The sequence below is a fragment of the Chitinophaga sp. sic0106 genome (genome assembly GCF_019219075.1).
In the GTDB taxonomy this organism is placed as follows: Bacteria; Bacteroidota; Bacteroidia; order Chitinophagales; family Chitinophagaceae; genus Chitinophaga.
Genome location: NZ_JAHUWJ010000002.1, coordinates 359,580 through 375,264 on the forward strand (window position 1 = coordinate 359,580; position 15,685 = coordinate 375,264).

General features: G+C 47.8%; 13 protein-coding genes. 9 read left to right on the forward strand and 4 right to left on the reverse strand.

Annotated features, from left to right (window positions below; all coding sequences use genetic code 11):
* Positions 1-161 precede the first annotated feature (161 nt).
* Positions 162-2,582: a response regulator gene (locus KW844_RS04225; protein WP_218375464.1), complete on the forward strand. Its 2,421-nt coding sequence runs from the start codon at positions 162-164 to the stop codon at positions 2,580-2,582.
* A gap of 3 nt (positions 2,583-2,585) precedes the next feature.
* Here KW844_RS04225 and KW844_RS04230 read toward each other — a convergent pair whose 3' ends face one another.
* Entirely contained in the window at positions 2,586-3,464 is an 879-nt protein-coding gene (locus KW844_RS04230) for a fructosamine kinase family protein (protein ID WP_218375465.1), read from the reverse strand.
* A 132-nt stretch (positions 3,465-3,596) separates the two neighbouring features.
* On the opposite strand from KW844_RS04230, the gene KW844_RS04235 reads away from it, so the two are divergent.
* Positions 3,597-4,562 carry a DUF3810 domain-containing protein gene (locus tag KW844_RS04235; protein WP_255578222.1) on the forward strand — a complete coding sequence of 322 codons (966 nt, stop codon included), beginning with the start codon at positions 3,597-3,599 and terminating at the stop codon, positions 4,560-4,562.
* A gap of 20 nt (positions 4,563-4,582) precedes the next feature.
* On the opposite strand, the gene KW844_RS04240 is transcribed toward KW844_RS04235, so the two are convergent.
* Positions 4,583-5,530, reverse strand: a complete 948-nt coding sequence (locus tag KW844_RS04240) for an arginase (RefSeq protein WP_073079229.1) — start codon at positions 5,528-5,530, stop codon at positions 4,583-4,585.
* 244 nt (positions 5,531-5,774) lie between these two features.
* On the opposite strand from KW844_RS04240, the gene KW844_RS04245 reads away from it, so the two are divergent.
* The 4 genes from KW844_RS04245 (at position 5,775) to KW844_RS04260 (ending at position 9,828) form a co-directional block, all read left to right on the forward strand.
* Positions 5,775-6,914 (forward strand): acyl-CoA dehydrogenase, encoded by a 1,140-nt coding sequence (locus tag KW844_RS04245; RefSeq protein WP_073079227.1) that lies wholly within the window; start codon positions 5,775-5,777, stop codon positions 6,912-6,914.
* Positions 6,915-7,109: 195 nt separating this feature from the next.
* Positions 7,110-7,796, forward strand: a complete 687-nt coding sequence (locus KW844_RS04250; RefSeq protein ID WP_218375467.1) for a YggS family pyridoxal phosphate-dependent enzyme — start codon at positions 7,110-7,112, stop codon at positions 7,794-7,796.
* Positions 7,797-7,814: 18 nt separating this feature from the next.
* Positions 7,815-9,056 (forward strand): TlpA disulfide reductase family protein, encoded by a 1,242-nt coding sequence (locus KW844_RS04255; RefSeq protein ID WP_218375468.1) that lies wholly within the window; start codon positions 7,815-7,817, stop codon positions 9,054-9,056.
* Positions 9,057-9,525: 469 nt separating this feature from the next.
* Positions 9,526-9,828 carry a YtxH domain-containing protein gene (locus KW844_RS04260; RefSeq protein WP_218375469.1) on the forward strand — a complete coding sequence of 101 codons (303 nt, stop codon included), beginning with the start codon at positions 9,526-9,528 and terminating at the stop codon, positions 9,826-9,828.
* Positions 9,829-10,003: 175 nt separating this feature from the next.
* Here KW844_RS04260 and KW844_RS04265 read toward each other — a convergent pair whose 3' ends face one another.
* Entirely contained in the window at positions 10,004-10,726 is a 723-nt protein-coding gene (locus KW844_RS04265) for an SRPBCC family protein (RefSeq protein WP_218375470.1), read from the reverse strand.
* Between the two features lie 178 nt (positions 10,727-10,904).
* On the opposite strand from KW844_RS04265, the gene KW844_RS04270 reads away from it, so the two are divergent.
* Positions 10,905-11,756 carry a DUF1080 domain-containing protein gene (locus tag KW844_RS04270; protein ID WP_218375471.1) on the forward strand — a complete coding sequence of 284 codons (852 nt, stop codon included), beginning with the start codon at positions 10,905-10,907 and terminating at the stop codon, positions 11,754-11,756.
* A gap of 109 nt (positions 11,757-11,865) precedes the next feature.
* Here the strand turns inward: KW844_RS04270 and KW844_RS04275 are convergent, their stop codons facing one another.
* Complete coding sequence (locus tag KW844_RS04275; RefSeq protein ID WP_218375472.1) at positions 11,866-13,617, reverse strand: DUF885 domain-containing protein; 1,752 nt, start codon at positions 13,615-13,617, stop codon at positions 11,866-11,868.
* Between the two features lie 218 nt (positions 13,618-13,835).
* Here KW844_RS04275 and KW844_RS04280 point away from each other — a divergent pair, with 218 nt between their 5' ends.
* On the forward strand, positions 13,836-14,546 hold the full coding sequence (locus KW844_RS04280; RefSeq protein WP_218375473.1) for an RNA ligase family protein: 711 nt from the start codon (positions 13,836-13,838) through the stop codon (positions 14,544-14,546).
* Positions 14,530-15,633, forward strand: a complete 1,104-nt coding sequence (locus KW844_RS04285) for an AAA family ATPase (protein ID WP_218375474.1) — start codon at positions 14,530-14,532, stop codon at positions 15,631-15,633. The genes KW844_RS04280 and KW844_RS04285 overlap by 17 nt, the downstream gene beginning before the upstream one ends.
* Positions 15,634-15,685 lie beyond the last annotated feature (52 nt).

Below are 15,685 nucleotides of genomic sequence, written 5' to 3' on the forward strand. Positions count from 1 at the left end.
ATATTTAATATATATTTATATAGTAATAAAATATCAACCATATTGCTGTCCCTGCGGACCAGCGCGAATTACAAAGGTAATCTTTTCTACCAGTATTCCAGCGCCATTTTCGCATTGTCAGTAAATATTGAAAACCCTTAGTCCCCCTATTCCATCAAACGATGAAGTCCATAGGAAAAGAAGCAAAGAAAAACAGTGCTCCCGTAGCCGGTAACGTCAACAACGGCGCCGCCGACTTATTTTCCATGCCCATCACCGCCTGGCTCCAGCATAATAACGCGGGAATACTGGTGACTAACGAACAGTACCGCTGCATCTGGATCAATGATATCCTGCAGCAACATACCGGCAACCTCATCCAGATTGGGGACTCTTATACCGGCATGATCACCGCACTGACTCCCATGCTGGCCAACCCGGCAGCTTTCCATAAACAGCTCCGGATTCTCCGGAAAGATAAAAAACCCTGGTTCGGATGGGAACTACCCTTCCTGAACGGCCAGTTCAGAGAAGTAACCCACCTGCCGGTATTTCAGGGCGACCGATTCGTAGGCTGCATCTGGCAGATAGTGGATGTTACCCGCCGCAACAGCGTGCAGGAAGCTATCCGCCTCAATGAACAGAAGTTCCGCACCGTCCTCAATAATCTCAATGCCGCCATGTGCGAAACAGACCTGGAAGGCAATATCACCCGCGTTTATGAAAGCTTCTGCCGCCTGTCAGGCTACAGGGAAGAAGAACTCATCGGCAAAAACCTCACGGAAGTATTCGTGCCCGCCGAAAAGAAACTCTACGCCAAAGCCCTTCGCAAACGAAGGCTCGATCATAACGTACCACTCCTGTACGACCTGGAAGTAGTACTCAAAGACGGCTCCCGCAAATGGGTCGTGTGCAGCTCCACCAACGTGTATGACCAGGCCGGTCAGATCATTGGCGGCGCCGCTGTTCACATGGATATCACCCGCCAGAAACTGCTGCAACAGGACCTCGAAAACGCCCGCCGATCCGCCGAAGAAGCCCGGCAGGCCCAAAAGGAATTCCTCGCCAGCATGAGCCACGAAATCCGTACCCCCCTCAACGCTATCATCGGGATGGCACACCTCCTGGAAGAAACCAACCTCGATGCCCAGCAAAAGGAATATATTAACCTCCTGAAACACTCCTCCGGCATACTGCTGGGTATTGTCAGTGATATTCTCGATATTTCCCGCATCGAAGCAGGGGAATTCCAGGTAAATCAACGGGAATTCAATCTGAGGGAACTGATACAATCCCTGCGACATACCTTTGAACTGAAACTAGGCCGCCGACCCGTAAAAATTACCACCGAACTCGATCCTGCCATCAATACCTGGCTCATTGGAGATAATATGCTCCTGAACCAAATACTACTCAATTTGTTAGGTAATGCAGAGAAGTTCACAACGGAAGGAGAAATAGCTATCCGCATCCATCAGGAAAGCTGGCTTAATCATAAATCATGGATCAGCTTTCGTATATGCGATACCGGTATAGGCATCAGGAAAGATAAACTGGAACATATTTTTCTGAACTATAAACAGGCAGAAGGAGATATACGTGAACAATACGGAGGCACAGGGCTGGGACTGGCCATCGCCAAACAACTGGTAGAACTGCAGGGAGGTACCATCGCAGTAGAAGAAATGACCGGATTTCAAACGGTATTCTGCTTCAAACTCCCCTTCATCGATACCGGTAAACCACTGGCAGCCGGCAGCCGCAAACCCGGTACCGTACTCAAACAACGAACATTCGAAAACGCCAGGATCCTGGTAGTGGAAGATAACCAGATGAACCTCCGCTACATCATGAGCCTGTTGCAGAAATACAAAATCAATTATAACGTTGCTACCAACGGACCCGATGCTTCCTATTTCCTGGAATCACGACAGTACGACCTCATACTCATGGATATCCGAATCCCCGGCATGAACGGACTCGAACTGGCCCAGAAAATAAGAGCCAACGAAGACCTGCCCAACGTAGCAACACCCGTTATCGCCACTACCGCCGTTGCCATGGAAAGTACCGCCAACATGGCCCGCGCAGCCGGCATAACCGACATACTCATCAAACCATATACACCGGATCAGCTATTACAGGTGTTCAATAAATATCTAAACGAAGACGAAACAGAATTAATAATGGAAGAAGTGCAGAATATAAGCGGCTATGATTTTAATCCCGACCTGAATGTACAGTTCCTCAACGGACTGTATGAAAATAATATATCCTATGCCGCCGACCTCTTCGAAATCTTTATCCGCATTATCCGCGATGAAATCGGTAAAATAGGCGACCTGCTGGCAAAGGACGACTGGACCACCATGAAGTTTAACCTGCATAAACTCAAGCCTAACTTCGCCATGGTAGGCCTCACCTGGATCACCGAAAAAATTCAGGTACTGGAAGGCCTGCTTGTGACCGATCAGGACCAGCGTAAAACAGAAATTACCAGACTATACAACGAAATAGTAGCCGAAATGAATAAATACTACCCTGTAGTAAATGAAGAATATGAAAAAATGCGCAGATTCATTGAAGCCAATGGCCTCCGGTAAACATCAGTAAGCAGCCAACACCTCCCTGACACTACTATAATAACTGCCACCAAACAAAATCGTATGCACCAGCAAAGGATAGAGCTGACATACCCCGATCCGCTGCTGCCAGCCCGGCGCTAAAGGATAGATAGATTGATAGGCATAGTAAAACCGGGTGTCGAACCCACCAAATAACCTGGTCATCGCCAGATCCACCTCCCTGTGCCCGTAATATACCGACGGGTCATACACACATGCCCGCCCCTCCGGTCCGATCATGAAATTGCCGGACCATAAGTCGCCATGCAATAAAGCCGGCTTCTCCGCAGGAAAAATCTGTGGCAACTGCTTGCATAAACGCTCTACCTGCTTTACAGTACCCGCTTCTATGATGCCCCTGTCATACGCCAGTTTTGTGAGCGGCATCAGCCTGTTAAAAGCGTAAAATACCGGCCAGCTGTTATAAGGAGTGTTATATTGTTTTAAAGTGCCTATGTAGTTGGGACTCATATAACCAAAATGTGGATTGGTACGCAAATGCTGCTTACTCAGTCCCGCCGCAAAATTCTCCCAGAAATCCCCGATCGCCGTGCCCTTATTAATATTTTCAAGTAACAAAAAAGTTTTACCCGCCGTCTCGCCATAAGCCAGCGGCTTAGGCACAGTAAGGGCCTGCGCATTGCGCAACTCCGTCAACCCGGCATACTCCTGCTGAAACAGGTCCGGATACAACGCTGCATTATTTAACTTCAAAAAGAAATATCCTTCGTTAGTGCCTATACGGAATGTTTTATTAATATCCCCGCCATTGATGCTTTTTGCCTCATTAATGTGTACTTTTAGTTGCAGTTTTTCAGATATAGCTCCGCCAAGCAATATTTGTAAAGATTCATCTATCATGATCCTTATTGTATGGAATTAAAAACCAAGTTTAGAATAAAGGTTCTCCGTATTGTACTAACACTTGCGGCTATACTGTTGTTAAAAGGATTAATGGCCTGGAGTTACCGCTTCGAAGAATTTTACTTTCATATGTGGTATAAGTGGACCAGCGCAGCTTTTAGACAAATCACAGGTATAGTGCCCTTCAGTGTTGGCGACGTAATTTATGTCGCCTGGATTATAACAGGAATATTTTATTTGTTAAAACTATGTTATAAACTCATCCAGCTGGCATGGGCAGATGCAGGTTACCACCTCCTGAAAGGCATCCACGCCCTCCTGGGCTTATACCTCGCCTTCCTGGTACTATGGGGGCTTAACTACGACCGAAAGCCGCTACAGCGCGATACCGGGCTCATTACAGGCGACTACGACACCCAACAGCTCTACCAGCTGTCAGACACACTCCTGCAACTGGTAAACCGGGAAAAAGCCCTCACCGGTGATACGCTTAATGTTATCATGTCGGACCCCAGCACCGTACCTGTATTCAAAAGAGCCATACAAGCATATGATACCGCCGCCACCCGCTGGCCCGCCTTCCGGTATAAGCGCCCTAGTATTAAGCCCGCCCTGTTTGGCAACTGGCTCAATTACCTCGGTGTTACCGGCTACCTGAACCCCTGGACCAACGAAGCACAGGTAAATACGGAAGCCCCACCGGTGCTCCAGCCTTTTATCACCTGTCACGAAATCGCCCACCAGCTTGGTTACGCACCGGAAGAAGATGCCAACTTCGTAGGCTACCTTACCGCCTCCAACGCTGCGGATAACCGTTTCCGTTATGCCGCCAACCTGGAAATGTTTCTATATAGCGTGCGCCAGCTCGGCCACCGCGATTCCACGCTGGCAAAGAATGTATGGGAGAGAACCGTACCCGGTATAAAGGAAGATTACCGGTTCATAGTGGAGTTTTACAGCAAATATGAAGGCAAGGCAGATGAATATAGCGCCATGTTTTATGATCAATACCTTAAAGCGAATAAACAGCGCCGTGGAATCCGCTCCTATAGTGATGTTACTGGCTGGCTCATGGCGTACTACCGGATAAATTAAATGATAAGGTAATTCACCGGCTAATTCATCATCAGCACATTCACACTCCGCTGCAAAATATTGAACGCAATCTCCGCCATCAGGTTCTCACGATCCAGCGTCGGATTCACCTCCGTAATCTCAAAACAACAGATCTTACGGTGTTGCATAAACTTACTGATCAGGTCCTCTGCTTCACGTTCTCTCAGTCCATTGCTCACCGGCGTGCCTGTGCCTTTTGATATAGAGGAATCCAGACTATCCACGTCAAACGAAACATAGATGTAGTCACAATCACTCAGGTAGCGAAACACTGACCTGGAGATGGCTTCAGGTCCTTTACGCCGTACTTCACTGGTGGTAAACACCTTCATGCCGTACTGTTTGATCAGGTAGTCTTCCTCCTTTTCGTAGTCGCGCAGCGAAATGAATACAATGTCTTCCGGTAAAACCTTAGGTGCTATTTTACCTATGTTTTTAAGGGCTTTCCACATGTTAGACGTCTGCTCATCAATTTCATGCACCTTACAATCGATGTTATCTTCTGCAATGGCGGTAGCCAGCGGCATACCGTGCATGTTGCCTGAAGGCGTGGTATAAGGGGTATGCAGGTCGGCATGGGCATCAATCCAGATCACTCCCAGCTTGGATTTGGGATGTGCCAGTTTTAGTCCCGCGATAGTAGCACCGGCAGTGCTGTGATCACCGGAAAGCACCACGGGGAACCAGTTGGCCTTAACGGTTTCGCATACACTCTTACTGATACGCTCATACATGGCCAGCGTACCTTTAATTCTTTTGGCGTAAGGGGATTCAATGGGTTCAAACAGCAGTTTGTTCTCAGTTTCTATGGCTTCTGTAGGAAAGTGAACAAAGAAGTTGCTCATGAAATCCAGGGCGGCAATTTTGATGGCATCCACGCCTAAACTCGCACCGCGCGTTCCTGCACCTATCTCAGATTTTACTTCTATTATTTTGATATTCTTCATAAAAAGGGAATATGCCAGTTGGCAAGCTAATGGATTTTACCTGAACAGGCAAAGCAGCTGACATTTGCCGCCTTTAAAACAAATCGTTTAAAATAGACTATATCCAACAACCCCTGCATTATTACAGCGATTTGTTCAATAAATTTCTGCATATGGTATACAAGTTTGAATTTTCCGCCATGCATTTTTTTAGCTCCTGATTTATGGATAATTTGTGTCTATCACACTAAAACAACAACAATTAATGGATTATCAGCTCACAGAAGAACATCTCATGATACGCAAAGCAGCACGCGACTTCGCAGTGAATGAGCTTTTGCCGGGAGTAATAGAAAGAGATGAAAAACAGATTTTCCCTAAAGAACAGATTAAAATGCTGGGAGAACTGGGCTTTCTTGGGATGATGGTGAGTCCTAAATACGGCGGTGCCGGACTGGACACCATTTCCTATGTAATTGCCATGGAAGAAATTTCTAAAGTCGATGCCTCTGCCTCTGTGGTAATGAGTGTAAACAATTCCCTGGTTTGCTGGGGACTGGAAACATTCGGCTCCGAGGAACAGAAACAAAAATATCTGGTACCGCTGGCCAAAGGAGAAGTGATCGGTGCCTTCCTGCTCAGTGAGCCGGAAGCTGGTTCTGATGCTACCTCCCAGCGTACTACCGCTGAAGATAAGGGAGATTATTATCTCCTGAATGGTACTAAAAACTGGATTACCAACGGTAATTCCGCCAGTACCTACCTGGTGATTGCCCAAACGCACCCGGAAAAGGGTAGCAAGGGTATCAATGCTTTTATTGTGGAGAAGGATAGCCCCGGCGTATCCATAGGACCTAAGGAAAATAAACTGGGTATCCGTGGCAGTGATACACACAGCATCATGTTCCAGGACGTGAAAGTGCCGAAGGAAAACCGCATCGGGGAAGATGGTTTCGGTTTCAAATTCGCCATGAAAACCCTCTCCGGAGGCCGTATCGGTATTGCCTCCCAGGCACTCGGTATCGCCAGCGGCGCTTATGAACTGGCACTCAAATACTCCAAAGAAAGAAAAGCTTTCGGTAAAGAGATCAGCCAGCACCAGGCCATTCAGTTCAAACTGGCTGATATGGCCACTAAAATTGAAGCCAGTCGCCTGCTCTGCCTGAAGGCCGCCTGGGAAAAGGATCACCACCTCGACTACACACTCAGCGGTTCCATGGCCAAAGTATTCGCTTCTGAAACGGCCATGTGGGTGACCACCGAAGCTGTACAGGTACACGGTGGCTACGGTTACGTAAAAGAATACCACGTAGAACGCCTGATGCGCGACGCTAAAATTACCCAGATCTACGAAGGCACTTCCGAAGTACAACGCATCGTTATTGCCAGATCTATTTTATCATAGTTGAAGAATACAGAAAAAATCGAATGCAAGGCCCCGGCATCTGTCCGGGGCTTTGCATTTATAACGGAATCCAATCCTTTGCTCCCTTGTGAGCAAAACACAATATTGGCTGCTGACGCATTCTTATGCTGCCTTGTGAGCAAAGATCCGCACAAGCGCCGAAGGCGCCACCAAAACTTTCCCTATTTTTGCCATATGGCAATTAATCTGACCGCATACAAACAGGTACTCGCAGAATTGGTACCCTACAACGCAAGACTGGTAGCTGTTTCGAAAACCAAGCCCGCAGAAGATATTGAAGCGCTCTATCAGGAAGGCCAACGCATCTTTGGTGAAAACTATGTGCAGGAGCTGGCCGACAAAGCAGCCGTTCTCCCGGCCGATATCGAATGGCATTTTATTGGTCACCTCCAATCCAACAAAGTAAAATATATCGCCCCGTTTGTGCATACCATCCATGCGGTGGACAGCTTCAGGCTCCTCGTGGAAATCAACAAACAGGCGCTAAAGCATAACAGAACAATCAACTGCCTGCTGCAACTGCACATTGCAGCAGAAGAAACCAAATTCGGTATGGATACCACCGAATTATATGAATTGCTGGATGCCTGGAAGCAGCAGCAGCAAACCTTTGGTGGCGTGCGTATCGCAGGTCTTATGGCGATGGCCACCAATACCGATGATCAGCAACAGATCCGTAAAGAATTTCAGCAGGTAAAAGCTATCTTCGATACGGTGAAGCATAAATATTTCAGCGAACAGGACAACTTTAGAGAACGCTCCACCGGCATGAGCGCCGACTATCATATTGCCCTCGAAGAAGGCAGTACTATGATACGGATTGGCAGCCTGCTGTTTGGAGAAAGAAACTACAACAAATAACTACTTAAGGTTTTTGCTATGAAGAAATTATGGATCTGCCTGATGGCAGGACTATCCCTCGCCGCATGTAAAACGGCAGCCGTAAAGGAATTGAAAAATGGTACGTGGCAGGCTAAACTGCACCGCGCTGATGGGGCGGATATCCTCTTCAACTTTGAAGTGAAAGACACCGCCGGTCAGAAAGTAATGTACATCCTCAATGCAAACGATCGCCTGCTGGTAGATCAGGTAAAGCAGCAGGGGGACTCTGTATTCATCAGGATGCCTTTCTTTGATTCGGACTTCAAAGCCGTATTAATGGAAGGGGGAAAGCTGGAGGGGGCCTGGGCCCGCCACCTGGCAGATAAAGATGTCAGCATTCCATTCACCGCCACCGCAGATACACCCGAAAGATTCCCGGTATCAGCCGCCCCGGAAGGAAAAATCTCCGGCCGCTGGTCCACCTGGTTTGTAGGTAAGGATAAAAATGATTCCTCCTATGCTATTGGCGAATTCCGACAGGAAGCCGGCAACCGCGTTGTAGGCACGTTCCTGACGACCACGGGCGACTACCGCTTCCTGGATGGCGTCCTGAACAAGGATACTCTTAAACTCTCCACCTTCGACGGCTCCCATGCCTACCTTTTTACAGCGCTGCTTCGAGGCGACAGTATCACAGAAGGTACCTTCTTTGCCGGGATTGGTGATGGTAAAGAGTCCTGGACCGCCTACCGCGACGACTCCGCCAAACTGCAGGATGAGACCACCCTGGCCACTGTTAAGCCCGGTGCAGGCCCGCTTACCTTTTCATTCCCGAACCTGGACAGCCAGCTGGTGAGTTTGAAGGATGAACGCTTCAAAAATAAAGTAGTCGTGATTACACTGATGGGCTCCTGGTGTCCTAACTGCATGGATGAAACCGGCTACCTGAGCGATTGGTACAAAAAGAACAAAGACCGTGGTGTAGAAGTGCTTGGACTCGCTTATGAACGGACCAACGACTTCCAAAAATCAAAAAACAGCCTCTCCGGCTTCCTGAAACGCTTCGATGTGCAGTATCCGGTACTGATTACCGGCGTTACACCAGGTGACCCGGAAAAGGCCGCTAAAACGCTCCCACAGCTCACCGGTATCAAAGGGTTCCCTACCACAATTTTTGTGGACAAGAAAGGCAACGTAAGTGAGGTGCATACCGGGTTCAACGGTCCGGGTACCGGCGAACATTACGAAGAATTCAAATACAATTTCAACCGATTGATTGATAAATTATTAGCAGAGTAGGAGCGGGTGATAACGGAGCCGGGACTTTTTAAATTAATTTATTATTTTCGTTTCTTTCAAAAAGTTTTGAAAAACAAAAAATCCTGATTATTTTACTGCTCCGTTTGACTTTATAAATTCCATTATCTACTCGCTTATCTTATCCACATAGCCGGAACGATGTCAAAACGTTGATATTGTTCCGGCTGTATTATTTGATATTTTTTGGACGATGAATTCCCGTTACTGAACTGAGAGCTGTAGAACTTTTAATCATGCCATACACAGGCGAAAGGTATAACGTCAACGAGCAAACGTTCTTACTGGTTTAATAAAAATATATTTTAACGGTTTTTAATGTTGATTGAATCACTAATTCAGCCTATGTAGTCTATTGGGCCATTCTTGGCCTAATATTTGAAAATTTGCATGTGCAGCACTGTTGAACTAAGTGCTGTGATGATTTGTTAAACCATAAAAACCAGTGTTTATGTCTACTACGAAATTTTTAGCAGGAGCATTGGCCGGGCTTACCGCCGGCTTAATTATAGGTGTATTAACAGCCCCGGACAGTGGCGAAGGAACTCGCGGCAAAATCAAATACACCGCCGGAAAATGGCGCCGTAAAGTAAATAAGCTCGTAGGTAAAGGTGCCGGTGACCTCGATGAACTGAAAGATGTATTTGGAAAAGAGGTTTCAGGCCTCAGCGATGATGTTCGTGAAAAAGTACTCAGGCTCATCAATGAAACCAAGAATACTTACCATAATTTCAAGAAAGAGGCTTTATCATAAGAACGGGATCTGAACCCACAGCGCAGCGTAAGCCCACCGCGCGCAGCGCGGCCCCTCCACTATCACACTGAAGGTGTGATTGAAATCATACAAAACAATCTACCCTCATAGGTAAATAAAAAACGACTGATGCACCTTGCATCAGTCGTTTGCTTTTATACATGAAATGACAGGTCTAACTTGCCGTTTCACCGGTTTCCATAAAATATTTAAAACGCTTAATATCATTCACGATCATGTTCTCAAAGGCAGGATTCAACAGCCATGCAAGCCCGCTGCCCAGGTAGCCCGCAGGCGCCCTATAGGTCAGCATTACATCCACTGCCGTGCCCCCGCCGGGGATATCCATAAAAGTAACCCTGCCAGCTGTAGCAATGCTGCTTCCGGGTAATGATCTCCATCCCAGAAACTCTCCCGGATATTCCTTCACAATTTCAGCATCCCATTCCAAAGTGCCGATGCCGCCCGGCCCTTTCACCACCCAATGTGAATGCAGAGGATCATGCTCCTCCACCGTTTGCAAGTGCCGCATAAACACCGGCAGATTACTCAACTGACGCCAGAAATAATACACCTCCTCCCGTGGATTGTCAATCATAATCGTCGTACGAATGTTCACCGCTCTGGTATGTTTGTCCGGCTGACGCTTTCCTGTCAGTCCGTTAAACAGGCTGTTGCCCGATATTCCTCTGTACAGTAAATAACCCGCTCCAATCAGTTTCAGCAAGCTCTTCACCGGTTTCTTATCGACCCGGCTAATCGCGGAGCCCAATAGCCACGCACCTGAAAATATAGACACCAAACGACCTTCCGGACTAACATTAATAATACTTGAACTATTGTATAGTAGTCCTGCTTCTGGCTGAGCCTGACCATTCAACTGGTTATTTTTCATCATAAAGCATAGTTTGAAATTACCTCCACCAAAACCTTGCAATTATTTAACATTTTGATAAGCATTACACTAGATATATCATAATTTCTATCTTTTGTGGAAAGATGGGTACGTTGCGCAAAATATTACACACTACGTCAGCCGGAATTTTTCTATCTTACCCATTACAAACTATGAACAGATGAAAAATTTTATTACCACGTTATTGCTTTTTTCCGCTGTCAGCGGCTATGCCCAAACTGAAAAGGACATTGCACCTAATAAATGGGTGAAAATGTTTAATGGCAAGGATCTCAAAGGCTGGGATGTAAAGATCAAAGGGCATGACCTCAATGATAATGTTGGCAATACCTTCCGTGTTGTAAACGGTGAACTCACGGTCAGCTATGACCAGTACAAGGAATTTGACGAACAATACGGCCACATCTTCTATAAAAAACCTTATAGCGCATATCTGATTGTAGTGGATTATCATTTCACCGGCGACCAGGTAAAAGGCGGCCCCGGCTGGGCTTACCGCAACAGCGGTATCATGCTGCATGGTCAGCCTGCCAGCACCATGGGTAAAGATCAGGACTTCCCTATCTCCCTGGAAGAGCAACTGCTGGGAGGTAATGGTACCGATCCGCGCACCACGGGGAATCTGTGTACACCCGGTACCAACGTGGTCATGAACAAGAAACTGATCAAAGACCATTGTATCAGTTCCGTGTCTAAAACTTACGCAGGCGACCAATGGGTACACGCAGAGGCATTGGTGTTGGGTGATTCGGTAATTCACCACATCGCCGGCATTGATACCGTGATAACCTATAATAAACCGCAAATCGGCGGCGGCAACGTAAGTAACTACGATCCAAAAGTGAAAGTGGATGGTAAACTTTTAACAGCAGGTTCTATCTCGCTGCAAAGTGAAAGTCATCCCGTAGCATTCAGAAAAGTAGAGCTGTTCGACCTTTCACCATATGTACACGATCCGAAAAAACTGGCGCGCGTGATTGAATTACTGCAACAACGTAAATTCAATAAATAATATCCCTGTAAGCACAAAAAGGCCGGAACCAATAGTTCCGGCCTTTTTGTTGCAGCCCCGTGCGCTGCACGGGGCTCTCCAGTCGATGCCGAAGGCATCGACCAAATAATTATTGTAACATCAGCTGCCTGATATACATCACAGGCGCACTACCATAACTCAGAAACTTCTCATTGAAAGTTTTCAGTTTGTACTCGTTGCCCATTTTCCTTTTATATGCTTCACGCAGGTCTATTATCTCCTTATATCCGGTATAATAATAAGTAAGCTGTACGCTGGAAACAGTTACCCTGCGCCATTTGCCCTCTGCCTCCGCCTGTTGCTGGAAGGCCTCTTTGGTAAGCAGGTGCAGCGCATCTTCCTTACTCATGTTATTTACATGCACGCTGTAATCCAGGATGGTATTGCAAACCGTACGAAGGTTCCATTTATACCACATCAGCCACATCTCAGGCGCATTATTGCCATAGCCGCTTTCCAGCATCATTTGCTCGGTATACACTGCCCAGCCTTCAATCATGGCACCATTGCCCATGATAGATTTGATCAGACTTGGCGACTGATTGGAATACACCAGTTGTGTATAGTGGCCAGGAATCGCTTCGTGGATATCCAGGATCTGCATGATGTAATGGTTATATTCACGGAGGTAGCTTTCTGCCTGTGCTGCAGGCCAGCCTTCCAGACTGCCTACATTATAGTACGTGTTACCGCCTTTGTCATAAGGGCCAGGCGCACTGATGGAAGCTCCGGCTACGCCAGCCATATATGCGGGCTCTTTACGCACCACCAGCGGTTTGCTTGGATCAAGATACAGCAGGTCCTTTTCCTTAATGAACTGCACCAGTTCAGGGATCTGTTTTTCTATGGCAGACTGGAATTCTTCCGGTTTTACATGTTGTACACTTAAGGTATCAATCATACGGCCGATCAATTCCAGTGAATCAGCCGGCATTGGGGCAGTACCAAAATATTTCGGCCAGAGTTCACGGCTGATCTTTGTCATTTCGCCATGCACATATTTTTTACGCACGATGGCGCTGTCGTAAATCTGTGCAGCAGTGTAGGACGATTGTACTGTATACCGGAACTTCTGGTCATACAGCGTTTTGCCGAGGCGGAAACTGCGTGGGCTAGCAGGTTTCAGGGCGCTGAGCCATTTGGCATAATCACGCATGGCAGCAGCTGCGGCTTGTGCGCTGGCCTCCATTGCTTTCTTTTCTTCGGCGGAAAAACTGGTGTTTTTAAGAGAGTCAACAAAGTCTTTATCAAACACGGAAGCACCGCCGTTATTCTGCATCACTGCCAGTTGTTGCAATTCCGGTACAGGGTCTTTCACCTGTGCTTTGGCAGCTTCGTAATAAGCCGGAACATTTATTAATCGCGCATAAAAACTACGTAATCTGCTTTCCAGCGGTGCATAGTTTTCATTTAATATAGTAGCGAAACCGCCGCTGATATTGAACTCAGAAGGGTCCCATTCATTTGATTTCAGTTCTTTGATCGACCATACATTGGAGTTGAGATAATCCTCCATCAAATGATAATCGATTTTATTAGCGTCGGTGAGCTGGTCCAGGTTATAGGATTTCAACGAATCGAGGTGGCGGGCACTGAAGGCCAGCGAAGCCTGTGTGGCGGCCTCATTGCGTACGATGAGCACACTGTCGTATTTATGAAATCCCACGCTCGTAGCCCAGCCCGGATTCTCTTTCCAGAGGTCATCAATAAAATGTTGCTGATAGGTAGCAAATGCCTGGTTGACGGCACTATCCACGCCGGTCCCTTTACCCGTGCTGTTGCCGTTGTTGCAGGCAGCGAGGGATGCCGCTGCAGCTGCGCATAGTAAGATGTTTCTCATTGCAGTATGTTAAACGTTGTCCTGTAAGATACTATTTTTGGCCGATGCGGCAGGGGATGTTATACATGGATGGTTTTTTTCTGTATTTTTGCACCGCATTTAAAATATAAATAGCAAAACCTTGAGCCATGTAATATCGCAGGCATATTAATTTTCCAGCCTTAGTCGTTTCCCCGGAAACGGCCTGTGATCTTATTGTTTACTCCAATCATCCAATCATGGCGATTTCACAAAAGTACGGCCGTACCTGGCATTACCCGTTTTCTCCCGGTACCACCAGCGACGATCGTATTCAATATAACTATTGGGATGTGCTCACGCAGATCCCCCAAATCATTCATACGGAGAAACTGGATGGAGAAAATAACTGTCTTTCCCGCCATGGTGTGTTTGCGCGCTCACATGCAGCACCCACCACCTCGGCATGGACAGCCTCCATCCGCACTTACTGGAACCAGGTGCGGCACGACCTCGGTGACCTTGAAATCTTCCTGGAAAACCTGTATGCAGTACATAGTATTGAATACAGGAACCTGGATCATCACTTTTATGTGTTTGGTATCCGCGAGCACGACAGATGGTTTAGCTGGGAGGAAACGGTGTTCTATGCCCGTATGCTCGACCTGCCCACCGTACCGGTAGTAGCCGTAGTAACGCCACCGGCTACACGACAGGCGTTTGAAAAGCACACGCTGGAACTGACACAGGGCCGCGGGAGCTTTGATCCATACGATACCGTTACCGGTAACCCCACTACCATGGAAGGCCTGGTGAGTCGTAACGCTAACGGCTATCCGGTAAATGAATTTGCTAATAACGTGTTTAAATATGTAAGAAAAGGACACGTAAAAACCGATCAGCACTGGACCCGCCACTGGCGCAGGGCCAGGCTGAATCACGAAGGAGGTAACTATGTGGACCATCGATAAAAATAAATCCTGGGCACACCTGCACGATACCTGGTATTGGATCAGTCGTATGGATGGTGTGCCGCAAAGCCCCGTCCACCACGCGGAAGGGGATGTGGCCACCCACACCCGTATGGTAGTGGAAGCACTCGGGCAGCTGCCGGCCTGGCAGCAACTACCGCCACAGCAGCAGGAAGCACTCTGGGCCGCCGCCCTGCTTCACGATGTAGAAAAGTTCAGCACTACCGAAACGCTGGACGATGGCTCCATCGTATCCCCAGGCCATGCCCGCCGCGGCGCCATGACGGCCAGGAATATCCTGTTCGAGGAGATACCCACGCCATTCGCCATCCGTGAGCAGATATCCTGGCTGGTACGCTACCATGGCCTGCCACTCTGGGTATTTGATAAGCCAGATCCGGTAAAAGCCCTGATCAGCGCCAGCCTGGATGTAGATACAGCCATGCTGGCCACGCTTGCACGTGCGGATGTGCTGGGCCGCATTTGTCATGATCAGGAAGAGCTGCTCTACCGCATCGATTGCTTTGAGGCACTGGCCCGCGAGCAGCAATGCTGGGGCCAGCCAAAAGCATTTGAAACTGCCGCGGCTAAAATGAATTACCTGTTGAAAGAAGAGGTGGCTCCGGACTATGTACCATTCCCGGTTTCCGGGAGTGAGGTGATACTGATGAGTGGCCTGCCAGGTGCCGGCAAGGATACCTATGTACAGCGCAATTATAAAGAGTGGGCAATGGTATCTCCCGATAACCTACGCAGGGAAAAAAGGGTAGACCCAACAGATAAGAGTGCCAACGGAACTATTATCCAGGAAGCCAAAGAGCAGGCGAGGGGCTACCTGCGTGCAGGGAAAAACTTTGTGTGGAATGCCACCAATATCACCCGGCAAATGCGGCAGCAGCTGGTGAGCCTCTGCATGACCTATAATGCCCACGTGACGATTGTATACGTGGAGGTTCCGGCGGAAAAGTTGTTTAAGCAGAATGCCCAAAGGAAATATGCCATTCCTGAAAAGGCGCTGCATCAGCTGGTGCGTAAGCTGGAAGTGCCGGGGCAAACGGAAGCACATGTAGTGAATTTTATTGTTTAACCGTGTGCCTTCGGCTCACGATTAAACGCCAGTGTGGGGCTGCTGCGCCACA

Bases quoted from the DNA above. Each gene is read 5' to 3' on its own strand.
- KW844_RS04240 (WP_073079229.1), bottom strand. From the start codon at position 5,530: ATGAAGAATATCAAAATAATAGAAGTAAAATCTGAGATAGGTGCAGGA.
- KW844_RS04250 (WP_218375467.1), top strand. From the start codon at position 7,110: ATGGCAATTAATCTGACCGCATACAAACAGGTACTCGCAGAATTGGTA.
- KW844_RS04245 (WP_073079227.1), top strand. From the start codon at position 5,775: ATGGATTATCAGCTCACAGAAGAACATCTCATGATACGCAAAGCAGCA.
- KW844_RS04280 (WP_218375473.1), top strand. From the start codon at position 13,836: ATGGCGATTTCACAAAAGTACGGCCGTACCTGGCATTACCCGTTTTCT.
- KW844_RS04230 (WP_218375465.1), bottom strand. From the start codon at position 3,464: ATGATAGATGAATCTTTACAAATATTGCTTGGCGGAGCTATATCTGAA.
- KW844_RS04255 (WP_218375468.1), top strand. From the start codon at position 7,815: ATGAAGAAATTATGGATCTGCCTGATGGCAGGACTATCCCTCGCCGCA.
- KW844_RS04275 (WP_218375472.1), bottom strand. From the start codon at position 13,617: ATGAGAAACATCTTACTATGCGCAGCTGCAGCGGCATCCCTCGCTGCC.
- KW844_RS04225 (WP_218375464.1), top strand. From the start codon at position 162: ATGAAGTCCATAGGAAAAGAAGCAAAGAAAAACAGTGCTCCCGTAGCC.
- KW844_RS04265 (WP_218375470.1), bottom strand. From the start codon at position 10,726: ATGATGAAAAATAACCAGTTGAATGGTCAGGCTCAGCCAGAAGCAGGA.
- KW844_RS04285 (WP_218375474.1), top strand. From the start codon at position 14,530: ATGTGGACCATCGATAAAAATAAATCCTGGGCACACCTGCACGATACC.
- KW844_RS04270 (WP_218375471.1), top strand. From the start codon at position 10,905: ATGAAAAATTTTATTACCACGTTATTGCTTTTTTCCGCTGTCAGCGGC.
- KW844_RS04260 (WP_218375469.1), top strand. From the start codon at position 9,526: ATGTCTACTACGAAATTTTTAGCAGGAGCATTGGCCGGGCTTACCGCC.
- KW844_RS04235 (WP_255578222.1), top strand. From the start codon at position 3,597: ATGTGGTATAAGTGGACCAGCGCAGCTTTTAGACAAATCACAGGTATA.